This window comes from Burkholderia humptydooensis, from assembly GCF_001513745.1.
GTDB lineage: Bacteria > Pseudomonadota > Gammaproteobacteria > Burkholderiales > Burkholderiaceae > Burkholderia > Burkholderia humptydooensis.
Genome location: NZ_CP013380.1, coordinates 3,497,119 through 3,510,427, shown reverse-complemented (window position 1 = coordinate 3,510,427; position 13,309 = coordinate 3,497,119). Strand labels below are relative to the sequence as shown.

11 protein-coding genes and 1 riboswitch are annotated in these 13,309 nt (G+C 68.0%); of the genes, 4 read left to right on the top strand and 7 right to left on the bottom strand.

Annotated elements, in window-relative coordinates; translation table 11 throughout:
* Nucleotides 1-72: 72 nt before the first annotated feature.
* Complete coding sequence (gene lnt / locus AQ610_RS15645) at nt 73-1,788, bottom strand: apolipoprotein N-acyltransferase (protein WP_006024597.1); 1,716 nt, start codon at nt 1,786-1,788, stop codon at nt 73-75.
* A gap of 39 nt (nt 1,789-1,827) precedes the next feature.
* Complete coding sequence (locus tag AQ610_RS15640) at nt 1,828-2,715, bottom strand: CorC family transporter (RefSeq protein WP_006024598.1); 888 nt, start codon at nt 2,713-2,715, stop codon at nt 1,828-1,830.
* Between the two features lie 277 nt (nt 2,716-2,992).
* Here AQ610_RS15640 and AQ610_RS15635 point away from each other — a divergent pair, with 277 nt between their 5' ends.
* Nucleotides 2,993-4,213 carry an ISL3 family transposase gene (locus tag AQ610_RS15635; protein WP_045554821.1) on the top strand — a complete coding sequence of 407 codons (1,221 nt, stop codon included), beginning with the start codon at nt 2,993-2,995 and terminating at the stop codon, nt 4,211-4,213.
* A 122-nt stretch (nt 4,214-4,335) separates the two neighbouring features.
* On the opposite strand, the gene AQ610_RS15630 is transcribed toward AQ610_RS15635, so the two are convergent.
* The 5 genes from AQ610_RS15630 to AQ610_RS15610 form a co-directional block, all read right to left on the bottom strand.
* Complete coding sequence (locus AQ610_RS15630) at nt 4,336-4,968, bottom strand: gamma-glutamylcyclotransferase (protein ID WP_006024600.1); 633 nt, start codon at nt 4,966-4,968, stop codon at nt 4,336-4,338.
* Nucleotides 4,969-4,996: 28 nt separating this feature from the next.
* Nucleotides 4,997-5,803 carry an rRNA maturation RNase YbeY gene (gene ybeY, locus AQ610_RS15625; protein WP_009911285.1) on the bottom strand — a complete coding sequence of 269 codons (807 nt, stop codon included), beginning with the start codon at nt 5,801-5,803 and terminating at the stop codon, nt 4,997-4,999.
* Nucleotides 5,804-6,414: 611 nt separating this feature from the next.
* Entirely contained in the window at nt 6,415-7,494 is a 1,080-nt protein-coding gene (locus tag AQ610_RS15620; protein ID WP_006024602.1) for a PhoH family protein, read from the bottom strand.
* A 23-nt stretch (nt 7,495-7,517) separates the two neighbouring features.
* Nucleotides 7,518-8,903, bottom strand: a complete 1,386-nt coding sequence (miaB, locus tag AQ610_RS15615) for a tRNA (N6-isopentenyl adenosine(37)-C2)-methylthiotransferase MiaB (RefSeq protein WP_006024603.1) — start codon at nt 8,901-8,903, stop codon at nt 7,518-7,520.
* Between the two features lie 166 nt (nt 8,904-9,069).
* On the bottom strand, nt 9,070-10,002 hold the full coding sequence (locus AQ610_RS15610; protein ID WP_009911288.1) for a LysR family transcriptional regulator: 933 nt from the start codon (nt 10,000-10,002) through the stop codon (nt 9,070-9,072).
* A gap of 145 nt (nt 10,003-10,147) precedes the next feature.
* Here AQ610_RS15610 and AQ610_RS15605 point away from each other — a divergent pair, with 145 nt between their 5' ends.
* The 3 genes from AQ610_RS15605 to ribB all read left to right on the top strand — a co-directional run bounded on the left by AQ610_RS15605 (nt 10,148) and on the right by ribB (nt 13,273).
* A complete protein-coding gene (locus AQ610_RS15605) occupies nt 10,148-11,320 on the top strand; it encodes an MFS transporter (protein WP_015601882.1) in 1,173 nt (390 codons plus the stop codon).
* A 133-nt stretch (nt 11,321-11,453) separates the two neighbouring features.
* Nucleotides 11,454-12,122: a helix-turn-helix domain-containing protein gene (locus tag AQ610_RS15600; protein WP_009911291.1), complete on the top strand. Its 669-nt coding sequence runs from the start codon at nt 11,454-11,456 to the stop codon at nt 12,120-12,122.
* Between the two features lie 134 nt (nt 12,123-12,256).
* Nucleotides 12,257-12,405: riboswitch (FMN riboswitch) on the top strand.
* A 139-nt stretch (nt 12,406-12,544) separates the two neighbouring features.
* Nucleotides 12,545-13,273: a 3,4-dihydroxy-2-butanone-4-phosphate synthase gene (gene ribB / locus AQ610_RS15595; RefSeq protein ID WP_006024607.1), complete on the top strand. Its 729-nt coding sequence runs from the start codon at nt 12,545-12,547 to the stop codon at nt 13,271-13,273.
* Nucleotides 13,274-13,309 lie beyond the last annotated feature (36 nt).

Below are 13,309 nucleotides of genomic sequence, written 5' to 3'. Positions count from 1 at the left end.
GGGCGGGGAAATCGCCGGAAAACACGCGGGCGTCGAACGCGGCGCGGCGGCGCGCGGCTCGTGCGGCAGGCGTCAGCCGCGCCGGCGCAGCCCCGGGCCGAACGCGAAGCCGAATGCGAGCAGCAGCAGCGACAGCGCGAGCACCGTCGCGTTGCCGCTCGTCACGTACGGCGTGCGGCCGGCGGTGCCCTCGATGCGCACGTCGAGGGAGCCGATCGTGAAGGGCTTCAGCCGGCCGATCACGCGGCCCTGCGCGTCGATTGCGGCCGTCATCCCGGTGTTCGTCGCGCGCAGCATCGGCCGGCCCGTTTCCAGCGAGCGCATCCGCGCGATCTGCAGGTGCTGGTCGAGCGCGATCGTGTCGCCGAACCACGCGAGGTTCGTCACGTTGACGAGCACGCCGGGCGACACCGGGTTGTCGCGGATCGTCGCCGCGATCTCCTCGCCGAAGATGTCCTCGTAGCAGACGTCGGCCATCACCGGCTGGTTGCGCACGATGAACGGCTGCTGGACGGGCGCGCCGCGCGCGAAATCGCCGAGCGGCATCTTCATCAGGTCGACGAACCAGCGAAAGCCCCACGGGATGAACTCGCCGAACGGCACCAGATGATGCTTGTCGTAGCGGTAGATGTCGCGCGAATGCGGCGTCACGCCGTACAGGCTGTTCGTGTAGTCGACGATCCGGCCGTCGTCCGTCACGGTGCCGCCGACCGCGCCGAACAGCACTGCTGTGTTGGTCGCGTCGCTGAAATTGCGCACCGCGCGCGCGAACGGCTCGGGCAGTTCCTGGATCAGCACCGCGATCGCGGTCTCGGGCGTGACGACGAGGTCGGCGGGTTTCTCGGTGATCATCTTCTGGTACATCGCGATCGCCGCCTTGATGCCCGCTTCCTCGAACTTGATGTCCTGCTTCACGTTGCCTTGCAGCAGGCGCACCGTGAGCGGCGCGTTCGCGGGCACGGTCCACGGCACGAGCGCGAGCAGCGGGCCGAGCGCGACGAGCGCGGCGGCCGCGAGCGCCGGCGCCGCGACGCGCGGCGCGCGCAGCGCATGCGGCGCGGCGCCGGCCGGCGCGTCGATTCGGCTGTTTCCGCCGCCGCTGTTGCGATCGTTGCCGCGGCTGCGGCCGCTTTCACGCGCGCGGACGATCGCCTGCACGACGAGCGCTGCGACGAGCGCGAGCACCCAGCCGATCCCGTAGACGCCGACGATCGACGCGTAGCCGGCGAGCGGCCCGTCGACTTGCGCGTAGCCGCTCGCGAGCCACGGAAAGCCGGTGAGCACGTTGCCGCGCAGCCATTCGCCGACGGCCCACGCGCTCGCGAACGCGAACGCGCCGTGCCAGGTCGGCGAGAACGGACGCGGGTCGGCCGCCTTGCCGTTTCGCGCGTGCCCCGCGCAGAACGACCAGAGCCCCGCCGAGAACGCCGGATAGATCGACAGGTACAGGCAGAACAGCACGAGTGCGCCGCCCGCGAGCGGCGCGGCCATCTCGCCGTACACGTGCATGCTGATGTAGAGCCACCAGATGCCGGTGACGAAGTTGCCGAAGCCGAACGCGCCGCCCGTGGCCGCCGCGTGCTTCCAGCTCGTCGTGCGCGTCAGTTGCGCGAACAGCCATGCGAACACGACGAGCTGCAGCCAGCCGCCGTGCGGCGTCGGCGCGAACGTCAGCGTGTTGGCCGCGCCCGCGAGGAGCGCGGCCGGATAGTGCCAGACGGGCAGCGCACGGCCGGCGGCCGTTGCGGAGACGCTCGATTGCGAGCGGGTCGAGATCGGTTCGGCCATGCGTTGCGTCGAAGGAGCGGGTGGGGAGGCGTGGGCGCGTCAGTCTTCGCCGGCCGAGCCGCTGCGCCGGCCGGCGAGCGGCGCGCGGCGCACGAGCAGCACGTGAATCTGGCGGGCGTCGCCGCGCTGGATCTCGAACAGCAGGTCGCCCAGGCGCACTTTCTCGCCGCGATGCGGGACGCGGCCGAAATGGTGCGTGATGAGGCCGCCGATCGTGTCGACTTCGTCATCGGGGAAATCGGTGCCGAACGTTTCGTTGAACTGCTCGATCTCGGTCAGCGCGCGCACGCGGTAGCGGCCGTCGGGCGCGGCGATGATGTTGCCGGCTTCCTCGTCGAAGTCGTATTCGTCCTCGATGTCGCCGACGATCTGCTCGAGCACGTCCTCGATCGTGATGAGGCCGGCGACGCCGCCGTATTCGTCGACGACGATCGCGAGGTGGTTGCGGTTCACGCGGAAGTCGTGCAGCAGCACGTTCAGCCGCTTTGATTCGGGGATGAAGACGGCGGGGCGCAGCATCCCGCGCACGTCGAATTCATCTTCCGCGTAGAAGCGCAGCAGATCCTTCGCGAGCAGCACGCCGATCACGTTGTCGCGGTTGTCTTCGTATACCGGATACCGCGAGTGCGCCTTTTCGAGCACGAACGGGATGAAGTCCTCGGGCTTGTCGGCGATGTTGAGCGCGTCCATCTGCGCGCGGGGCACCATGATGTCGCGTGCGCACAGGTCGGACACCTGGAACACGCCCTCGATCATCGACAGCGAATCGGCGTCGATCAGGTTGCGTTCGTGCGCATCCTGCAGGATTTCGAGGAGCTCGGCCCGCGAATCGGGCTCGGGCGAGATGAAGTCGGTCAGACGCTCGAGCAGTGAGCGTTTTTCAGGCGGTTTGTCGGCGGATTTTCGACTGGGATACGAATCGTTCATGGTGGTGCGCCCCGCGAATCGGGAGCGCGCTGTCACGGAATAGGCAAGGATACACCAAGGTCGTGGCGCGTCCGTGTCGACGGGCGGGCGCGCTGGCCGAAGCGGCATGTCGCGCGGTTCCGGCCGGGCGGCGCGGCCTCGGGCGTGCTTCCATCGTAGCGCAGAAACGCCTGCGCGGGCAGCGGCGGAAAAAAAAGGTTCATCGCAGGAAACCGTGGAGGGTTTGATGGCGATTGCGTAACCTGACGCCTGACTTTAAGGAGGTCAGGAGGCAGAATTGCTCGATCGCAAGGCACTTCAAGCACTGGGTTGCTGGACCGGCTATCGGTTAGAGGGGGTGGAATGGCCGGAAGGAGAAGGCCGTACGCTGTCGCTGTATTTGAAGCCGGTCAGCAAGGTCATGTACTGCGAACAGTGCGGTGCACGCTGCCAGCAGATTCATGAGACGACGGTTCGCCGGGTGCGCGATCTGCCACTGTTCGAGTACCGGGTGGTACTGCACGTCCCCCGCCGCCGAGTCTGGTGCGAACGCTGCGGCGGTCCGCGACTGGAGAAACTGGCGTGGCTGGGCCGTTACCAGCGAGTGACGGAGCGATTTGCCAAGGCCTGCGAGAAACTGCTGCAGGCGGCCAGCGTGCAGGCGGTCGCCGCCTTCTACGATTTGGGCTGGCACACGGTCAAATCGATCGACAAGATGCGCTTGCGAGCGCGTGTGGCTGATCCTGACTGGTCGACGATCCGCTATCTGGCGATGGACGAGTTCGCGCTCCATAAAGGTCATCGCTACGCCACGGTGGTGGTCGATCCGATTGGTCGGCAAGTGCTCTGGATTGGAGCGGGACGCTCGCGCGAGACGGCCAGAGCCTTCTTCGAACAGCTTCCCCAGGGTGTTGCCGAGCGCATCGAAGCAGTGGCCATCGACATGACCACGGCCTACGAGTTGGAGATCAAAGCGCAGTGTCCGCAGGCTGAGGTCGTCTACGACCTGTTCCACGTCGTGGCCAAGTACGGGCGTGAGGTGATCGATCGGGTACGGGTCGATCAGGCCAATCAGTTGCGCCATGACCGGCCGGCCCGGAAGGTCCTGAAGTCCAGCCGCTGGTTGCTGCTGCGCAACCGCCACAACCTGAAGCCCGAGCAGTCCGTGCATCTGAAGGAACTGCTGGCCGCCAATCAGCCATTGTTGTGCGTCTACGTGCTACGTGACGAACTCAAGCGGCTCTGGTTCTACCGCAAGCCTGCCTGGGCGGAAAAGGCCTGGGAACAATGGATCGAGCAAGCCCGGCAAAGCGGAATTGCCGCGCTGCAACTGTTTGCGCAGCGCCTGCAGGGTTACTGGCACGGAATCGTGGCCCGCTGCCGACATCCGCTTAATACCAGCATCGTCGAAGGCATCAACAACACCATCAAGGTCATCAAGCGTCGGGCTTACGGGTACCGCGACGAGGAATACTTCTTTCTCAAGATCCGCGCCGCGTTCCCCGGTAATCCGCGATGAACCAAAAAAAAGCGGCGGATGCGATGCGGCGCGCGCGGCCGCTCGTCGCACTGGCCGTCCGCGTTCGCGTTCGCCGACGGCCGATGGCTTCGAACGCTTCAGCCTCCGGCGGCTACCGGCATCTACCGGCAGCGCGCGAGCAGCGCTTCGAGCGCGCGGTCGGGCATTCCGCTGTCGCGCAGCGCATCGACGGTGCGGCTCACGTAGTCGAGCGTCGTGCCGTAGCGGCCGCTCGCGCAGCCGAACACGGCTCTCACGACGTCGTCGGTCAGCTTGCCGGTGTAGGTCGGCACGTCGCGCCGCATCACGAACGCGAGCGCGCGGACCCGCTCGCCGCCCGCGAGCGCGCACGGCAGCCATGCAGGCCGGTACGAGCCCATCGCCATCTCGCGCCGCCAGAGCGCTTCGAGGTGCGCCACCGCGGTGCCGCCGGCGAGCCGGAACGCGAGCCCCGTGCACGAGCCGCCGCGGTCGAGCGCGAGCACGAGCCCAGGCTGCTCGGGCGTGCCGCGGTTCACGCGCGACCACAGGTAGAGCCCGCGGTGGTAGCCGTGGACCTTCGCGCGCAGCGCCTCGACGGCCGGCATCCCCGGGTTCCAGATCAGCGAGCCATAGCCGAACAGCCACAGGTCGCTCGTGCGATCCCAGCCGGCGAGCGTCGCGTCGAGCGATGCCGCGAGCTCGTCGTCGCTCAGGTGGCGCGCCTCGCCGAGCGACGGAGGATAGGGGCAGCGGGTGGAGGCGGAGCGGTTCACGGCGGCGGAGCGGTCAGCGCGGCGCCAATCAGCGGTACGGATTCGGGAAGCCGAGCTTCGCGAGGATGTCGATTTCGAGCGCTTCCATCTCGGCCGCGTCTTCTTCGCCGCGCTCGTGGTCGTAGCCCTGCGCGTGCAGCGCGCCGTGCACGAGCAGATGCGCGTAATGCGCGACGAGCGTCTTGCCCTGCTCTCGCGCTTCCTTTTCGACGATGGGGCAGCACAGCACGAGATCCGCGACCGTGACGCCGTCCGGCTCCTCGCCGTACGCGAAGGTCAGCACGTTCGTCGCGTAGTCCTTGTGCCGATAGCTGTGGTTGAGCGCGCGCCCCTCGTCGGCGCCGACGAAGCGCACGGTGAACTGAGCGTCGGAGAAGATCGCGGGTTCGAGCCATTCGGCGATCACCTTGCGCTTGGGCAGCGGCTTGCGCTGCGCGTCGCCGATCTCGTCGCCGTACTGAACCGCGAGATCGAGCTCGGGCTCGCGGTCCGGCGCGTCTTCGCCCGCCTCGCCCATGTCGCCCGCCTCGTCGTGCGCGAAGCCGGGGTTCTCGTCGGCGCCGGCTTCGACCGTCACGCTATCGTAGTGCTCGGGGCGCAGCGCGATCGTCGCGCGCCGCGACGGGTCCGCGTGCTGCGCGACGATCGCGACGGCCGCGTCGCCCGAACTGCCGGACAGGTCGAACGTCAGGCTGCGGCCGTCGGCGAAATCGACGCGCAGCGCCTGCGCTTCGACCGTCCTGACTTTGCCCTTCGCATCGAACAGCGACAGGCGGGGACACTCGGGTTGCGCCGCTTCGGCGCGTACGGACTTGGAGGAACGGGACGATTTCATCACGCTGACGTCGGTTTGAACGCGGTTGAGGATACACCAAACGGACGAGCGTCCGGAGGGCGTTTCGCCGATCGCCGCAGGCCGGCGAGCGACCGGCGCGGGGCCGTTCGGAATGCCGGCGGGTGGCGCTGCGGGCGGTGTGGCGGCAGGCATTTTGCGACGCGAATGGCCGATGCGCGGTCGACGGTTCGCCGATATGCGTCGCGCGTGCGCCTCGCCCGGCTGGAGAGCATCGCCCGGGCGCGGCGCCGGCCGGCGCGCGGTTGTCGAAGGAACGACGCGGGATCGGCAAGCATGGCGCCGTGTGGCTCGGAATCCGATGATCACCCACGGCTGCGCGGTTCTGATCGATGCTGTTGCAATGCGAACGGCGAACGATCGATCGGACATCCCGGCGATCAAAGTGACCCATCGGCCCTATCGGCCCAATGGGCCCAATGGGCCCAATGGGCCCAAATGGGCCCGTGCCCCGATGATCAAGCGCCTGAACGAACGGCGCAAAGCGGACACGGTGCATGGAGCGCGCGGCTCGCCGAGCGCGTCGCGCGACCGCGGCCGTCTGCCGACCGCGTCGGCCGCCCACCGGACCGGCTCGCCCGTCTCCGCCCCGCTTATTCGTCCTTGTGCTGCGCGTGGAACTCGTCGTAAGCCTCGACGATCCGCGCGACGAGCGGATGCCGGACCACGTCCGCGCTTGTGAAGCGCGTGAGCGCGATGCCGCGCACGCCGGAGAGCACCTGCTGCGCCTCGACGAGCCCGCTCTTGTGCCCGCGCGGCAAGTCGACCTGGCTCGTGTCGCCCGTGACGACCGCCTTCGAGCCGAAGCCGATCCGCGTGAGGAACATCTTCATCTGCTCGGGCGTCGTGTTCTGCGCCTCGTCGAGGATGATGAACGCGTGGTTCAGCGTGCGGCCGCGCATGTACGCGAGCGGCGCGATCTCGATCATCTGGCGCTCGAACATCTTCGCGGTCTTGTCGAAGCCGAGCAGGTCGTACAGCGCATCATAGAGCGGCCGCAGGTACGGATCGACCTTCTGCGCGAGGTCGCCCGGCAGGAAGCCGAGCCGCTCGCCCGCCTCGACGGCCGGGCGCGTCAGCACGATGCGCTTGACCTGGTCGCGCTCGAGCGCGTCGACCGCGCACGCGACCGCGAGATACGTCTTGCCGGTGCCCGCCGGCCCGACGCCGAACGTGACGTCGTGCGACAGGATCTGCTTCAGATACTCGCGCTGCGCGGGCGTGCGCCCGCGCAGATCGGCGCGGCGCGTGTAGAGCTTCGGCGCCGCTTCGTCGGCGTGCGGCGCTTCGCCGATGTGCACGACGGGCTCGTCGAACGGATGGTCCGGATCGCCGCGAAAGCGCACGTCGAGCGCTTCGGTTTCGCCTTCGCCTTCGCCTTCGCCGTTGCCTCTGCGCCGCGGATTGCCCGGATGGCGGGCCTCGACGAGCGCGAGCTGGATGTCGTCGACCGACAGCGGATCGCGCGCGCGGTTGTAGAAGTTCTCGAGCGCCACGAGCGCGGTTCTCGCGCCGCGGCCGCGAATCGCGATCCGGTGGCCGCGCCGCGAGAGCGTCACGTCGAGCGCCTGTTCGATCTGCCGCAGATTTTCGTCGAGCGGGCCGCAGAGATTCGCGAGGCGCGCGTTGTCGTCGCGCGGCGCGGTGAATTCCAGTGCTTGAGCAGTTTTCAAAGTGGCGTCGGGTTCCTGTAGCGTCAGTGCGTGGCGGCGCTCGCGCCGTCGTGCGCGAGCACGAGCTCGCCGCGCAGCGAGTGCGGATACGCGTGATTGATCTTCACGTCGATCATCTGGCCGATCAGGCGCGAGTGCGCCGCGAGCGGCGCGGGGAAATTCACGACCCGGTTGTTCTCGGTGCGGCCCGCGAGCTCGTTCGGGTCCTTGCGCGACGGCCCCTCGACGAGGATCCGCTCGACCCTGCCGACCATCGACTGGCTGATGCGCGCGACGTTCTCCTCGATCGTCGCCTGCAGATGTTGCAGGCGTTCGAGCTTGACCCCGCGCGGTGTGTCGTCGGCGAGGCTCGCGGCCGGCGTGCCGGGGCGCGGGCTGTAGATGAACGAGAAGCTCGTGTCGTAGCTCATCTCGTGCACGAGCGCCATCGTCTTGTCGAAGTCGGCCTCGGTCTCGCCGGGGAAGCCGACGATGATGTCCGTCGACAGCGACAGGTTCGGGCGGATCGCGCGCAGCTTGCGAATCAACGATTTGTATTCGAGCACCGTGTAGCCGCGCTTCATCGCCATCAGGATGCGATCCGAGCCGTGCTGGACGGGCAGGTGCAGATGGTCGACGAGCTTCGGCACCTTCGCGTAGACGTCGAGCAGGCGCTGCGTGAATTCCTTCGGGTGCGACGTCGTGTAGCGGATCCGCTCGATGCCGGGGATGTCGGCGACGTATTCGATCAGCGTCGCGAAATCGGCGACGTCGTGCGCGCCCGCCGGCAGCGCGCCACCGAATTTTCCACGGTAGGCGTTCACGTTCTGGCCGAGCAGCGTGACTTCGCGCACGCCCTGATCGGCGAGGCCGGCGATCTCGGTCAGCACGTCGTCGAGCGGGCGCGAGACTTCGTCGCCGCGCGTGTACGGCACGACGCAGTAGCTGCAGTACTTCGAGCAGCCTTCCATGATCGACACGAACGCGCTCGGGCCCTCGACGCGCGCGGGCGGCAGGTGATCGAACTTCTCGATCTCCGGGAACGTGATGTCGACCTGCGCGCGGCCGCTTTCGCGGCGCGCGTCGATCATCTGCGGCAGGCGGTGCAGCGTCTGCGGGCCGAACACGAGGTCGACGTACGGCGCGCGCGCGACGATCGACGCGCCTTCCTGGCTCGCGACGCAGCCGCCCACGCCGATCAGCAGATCCGGCTTCGCCTCCTTCAGCTCGCGCACGCGGCCGAGATCGGAGAACACCTTCTCCTGCGCCTTTTCGCGCACCGAGCAGGTATTGAACAGGATGATGTCCGCGTCTTCCGGGGTGTCGGTCTTCTCCAGCCCTTCGGCCGCATTGAGCACGTCGACCATCTTGTCGGAGTCGTACTCGTTCATCTGGCAGCCGAAGGTCTTTACGTAAACTTTCTTGGTCATGAGGATTCGCCGTTCGCAGTGGTTGACCTGGGGGCGTCGTTCAAAATGAATCAGGGGGACGGATCAGCGCGCCGCCAGCCGCGCGATGCGTACGGGAAGATGCCGCCGGGAAAGCTTTCCATTATAGCTTTTCAGGCCCCGCCGGGCGGGGCAGGCTGGCCCGGCGTCACCGGCACGCGTTCAATAGATCCTCGAGCGCCTTTTCCTCCCGCGCGAAGCGCTCGACGAGAAAATCGAGCAGCACCCGCACGCGCGGCGCCATGTAACGCTTGCTGTGATAGATCGCGTGCAGCGGCGCGTCGTGGTGCCGCCACTCGGGCAGCAGCACCTTGAGCCGGCCCGCGCGGACGTCGCGCGCGATGTCCCAGATCGATTCCAGCGCGATTCCGTAACCGCGGATCGTCCATTCGCGCGTGAGGCCGCCGTCGTTCGTCTCGTGCGCGGTTGCGAGCGGCACCGTGTAGGTCTGCGTGTCGTCGCCGCGCGTGAAGCGCCACACGTTGATCGGTCCCGACGCGACCGTGATCACGTTGCATGGAAAGCGGGCCAGATCGAGCGGCTCCTTCGGCGAGCCGTACTTGTCGACGAACGCGGGCGACGCGCACAGCACGCGCCGGTTCGCCGCGAGCCGCCGCGCGATCAGCGCGCCGTCGGGCGGCGCGGCGAAGCGGATCGCGAGATCGATCTCGTCTTGCCACAGATTCGACGACGAATCCGATGCCGTCACCGAAAACGTCACGTCCGGATAGCGCGCGTTGAATTCGTCGAGCCAGTCGAGCAGTTGATTGCGCCCGAAATCCGCCGTCGACGACAGCCGCACCTTGCCGCTCACGACGTTGCGCCCTTCCTGCAGCATCGCGTCCGCGTCGTCGAGCGCCCGCAGCGCTTGCCGGCAGCAGTTCAGGTATAGGCGGCCCTCGTCGGTGAGCCGCAGCCGCCGCGTCGAGCGCTCGAACAGGCGCGTCGACACTTGCGCCTCCAGCTTCGCGAGCCGCGCGCTCGCTGCGGCGGGCGTCAGGTTCAGCTTGCGCCCGGCGGCCGACAGGCTGCCGAGCTCCGCCGCCTCGACGAACAAGCGGATGTCGCCCAGTTGATCCATGCTATTTCCAGATAATTTTTGAAAATGATTCAAATGCTACGCCAATTATCAAAAATCTTCGGATTCGGGACAATGCGCGCTCGTCAGATTTTTTGATGCGGTGCGGCATGGGTCGCGCCGCGTCCGTCCCGCACCGGAGCGTCTCATGCCTTTACCGTTACTCGCGCTCGCGATCAGCGCGTTCGCCATCGGCACCACCGAATTCGTCATCATGGGCCTGTTGCCCGACGTCGCGCGCGACCTCGCGGTCACGCTGCCGTCCGCCGGCCTCCTCGTGAGCGGCTATGCGCTCGGCGTCGCCGCGGGCGCGCCGCTCCTCGCCGTGCTGACGAGCCGGATGCCGCGCAAGGCCGCACTGCAACTGCTGATGGCGATCTTCATCGCCGGCAACGTGCTGTGCGCGCTCGCGCAGAGCTACGGGATGCTGATGATCGCGCGCGTCGTCACGTCGTTCGCGCATGGCTCGTTCTTCGGCATCGGCGCGGTCGTCGCCGCATCGCTCGTGAGCGTCGACAGGCGCGCGAGCGCGATCGCGCTGATGTTCACGGGGCTCACGCTCGCGAACGTGCTCGGCGTGCCGTTCGGCACCTTCGTCGGTCAGACGCTCGGCTGGCGGGCGACGTTCTGGATCGTCGCGGCGCTCGGCGTCGCGGCGCTCGCCGGCATTGCCGCGCTCGTGCCGAAGCAGCGCGACGCGGCGGGCGCGGCGCTCGGCCGCGAGCTGCGCGTGCTCAAGGAGCCGCAGGTGTGGCTCGCGCTCGCGATGACGGTGCTCGGCTTCGGCGGCGTGTTCGTCGTGTTCACTTACATCGCGCCGATCCTCGAGGACGTGACGGGCTTCTCGCCGCACGCGGTGTCGCTCGTGCTCGTGCTGTTCGGCGCCGGGCTCACGGTCGGCAACATGATCGGCGGCCGGCTCGCGGATCGCGCCCTGATGCCGTCGCTGATCGCGATTCTCGTCGCCCTGATCGCCGTGATGGCGGTGTTCGCGAAGACGAGCCATCTGCCCGCCGCGGCCGCCGTCACCGTGTTCGTCTGGGGAGGCGCTGCTTTTGCGACGGTTCCTCCGTTACAGTCTCGTGTCGTCGAGAAGGCCGCGCACGCGCCGAATCTCGCGTCGACGCTGAACATCGGCGCGTTCAACGTCGGCAATGCGGGCGGCGCATGGCTGGGCGGCGTCGCGCTTTCGCACGGGGTGCCGCTCGACGCGCTGCCTTGGGTGGCGGCCGTCGTCACGCTCGCCGCGCTCGCGGTCACGGTGCTCGCCGCGCGGCTCGATACGCGCGTCTCATCGGGTGCGGCTGCAACGGCGCAATGACGCATTGCAAAACGCAGTCCTCTGCGATCCTGATAACAGTGTGAAGATAACTTTGTTTGATGGCCCCGTAGCGGATGTTAGTCTTTGCCTCACCTGAAACCGCTGGGCCCGCTCGGGCCCTGGAGGCGACGTCATGCATTCACCGTTGGCGCTTGTGCGCGATGTGTCTTCACCGGATGCCGCTGCGGCGGCCGACGCCGATGCGTCGCACGCGTCGTTCGATGCGCTCGAGCGGCTCGTCGGCGTGAATCTCGCGCGGCTGCGCGCGGAACGCCAATTGTCGCTCGACGCGCTCGCGCGGCTCTCCGGCGTGTCCCGCGCGATGCTCGCGCAGATCGAATCGGCGCGCAGCGTGCCGTCGATCAAGGTGCTCTGCAAGGTCGCGGCCGCGCTGAAGGTGTCGGTCGCCGCGTTCCTGCGCCGCCATGCGGTCAACGGCTTCGAGCATTTGAGCGCCGAGCGCGCGGTGCGCGTCGTCAGCTCGAACGGGCGCTTCTCCGCGCGCGCGCTGTATCCGGAAGGCGAGCCCGCAGTCGCCGAGTTCCACGAGCTGCGGATCGCGCCCCTGCACACCGAGCCCGGCGCGCCGCGCGCGCCCGGCACCAGCGTGAATCTCGTCGTCAGCGAAGGCACGCTCGAAGTCAGCATCCACGATCGCCGCCAGTTGCTCGCGACGGGCGACGCGATCGTCTTCGACGCCGATCAGCCGTACGCGCTGCGCAACCCGGGCGACACCGAGGCGCGCGCGTTCCGCGTGACGGTGAACGCCGAAGTGCCGCCGCGCTGGCACGTGCCGGCGTGACGTGATGTCGCGATTCGCAGCGCGCCTGCGCGCGGCGCGGTTTAGACGGATTCGTCAGTAGGGCCTTGTCGGGTTCCCGCTGCGGAGAATCCGTAGCTGTTGTATGCTTCACCGGCCGGTTCGTCCGGCAATCAGTGCGTCTTCAGGGCGGGGCGAAATTCCCCACCGGCGGTAGGCCGGCATGTTGCCGGCGAGCCCGCGAGCGCCCGCGCGATGCGCGGGGTCAGCAGATCTGGTGCGATGCCAGAGCCGACGGTCATAGTCCGGATGAAAGAAGATGTGCAGATAGTCATGTGCGCCCAGCCTCGTCCGCGGCGCGCGCGATGTCATGCGCGCGGTGCGGAAGCGGCGTCGCGCTGTCTGTTTGCTGAGCCCTGAAACGTTTTTCGCCCCAATCTTTTCCGCGAGGAGCGTTTCACATCATGTCGTTTCCGTTGCCTTCGAAGTCGGCGCCCGCCGACGCTTTCTCCGATTTCCCGTTGCTCGATGCCGAACCGGCGCCGCCGCGCATTGCCGCCGCGCTCGCCGCGCTGCGCGAAGGGCGCGCGGTCGTGCTGCAGGACGATCACGACCGCGAGAACGAAGCCGATCTGATCGTCGCCGCCGAGCGGCTCACCGACGAGACGATGGCGCTTTTGATCCGCGAGTGCAGCGGCATCGTCTGCCTGTGCCTGACGGACGAAAAGGTGCGCGCGCTCGAGCTGCCGCCGATGGCGCAATTGAACGAGAGCAAGAACGGCACCGCGTTCACGGTGTCGATCGAGGCGCGCGCCGGCGTGACGACGGGGGTGTCGGCCGCCGATCGCGTGACGACGATCCGCGCGGCGATCGCCGACGATGCAAAGCCGCACGACATCGTGCGCCCCGGCCACGTGTTTCCGCTGCGCGCGGCGCCGGGCGGCGTGCTCGCGCGGCGCGGCCACACCGAGGGCACCGTCGATCTCGCGATCCTCGCCGGGCTGAAGCCCGCCGGCGTGCTGTGCGAGCTGATGAATCCGGACGGCACGATGACGCGCGGCGCGGATGTCGAGCGGTTCGCCGCGCAACACGGGCTGCCGATGCTGACGATCGCCGAGCTCGTCGAGTTTCGCGAACGGCTCGCGTCGTTGCGCGAGCGGGAACGCGACGCGTGCTGCGAGGATGTTGCCTGATCGGCTCCGGTTCGGCGGGCGATACGCGATCCGCGT

What these genes read in the sequence shown, in the direction of transcription:
- lnt (WP_006024597.1), bottom strand. Translation starts at nt 1,788, where the DNA reads ATGGCCGAACCGATCTCGACCCGCTCGCAATCGAGCGTCTCCGCAACG.
- AQ610_RS15640 (WP_006024598.1), bottom strand. Translation starts at nt 2,715, where the DNA reads ATGAACGATTCGTATCCCAGTCGAAAATCCGCCGACAAACCGCCTGAA.
- ybeY (WP_009911285.1), bottom strand. Translation starts at nt 5,803, where the DNA reads ATGAAATCGTCCCGTTCCTCCAAGTCCGTACGCGCCGAAGCGGCGCAA.
- miaB (WP_006024603.1), bottom strand. Translation starts at nt 8,903, where the DNA reads ATGACCAAGAAAGTTTACGTAAAGACCTTCGGCTGCCAGATGAACGAG.
- AQ610_RS15610 (WP_009911288.1), bottom strand. Translation starts at nt 10,002, where the DNA reads ATGGATCAACTGGGCGACATCCGCTTGTTCGTCGAGGCGGCGGAGCTC.
- AQ610_RS15605 (WP_015601882.1), top strand. Translation starts at nt 10,148, where the DNA reads ATGCCTTTACCGTTACTCGCGCTCGCGATCAGCGCGTTCGCCATCGGC.
- AQ610_RS15600 (WP_009911291.1), top strand. Translation starts at nt 11,454, where the DNA reads ATGCATTCACCGTTGGCGCTTGTGCGCGATGTGTCTTCACCGGATGCC.
- ribB (WP_006024607.1), top strand. Translation starts at nt 12,545, where the DNA reads ATGTCGTTTCCGTTGCCTTCGAAGTCGGCGCCCGCCGACGCTTTCTCC.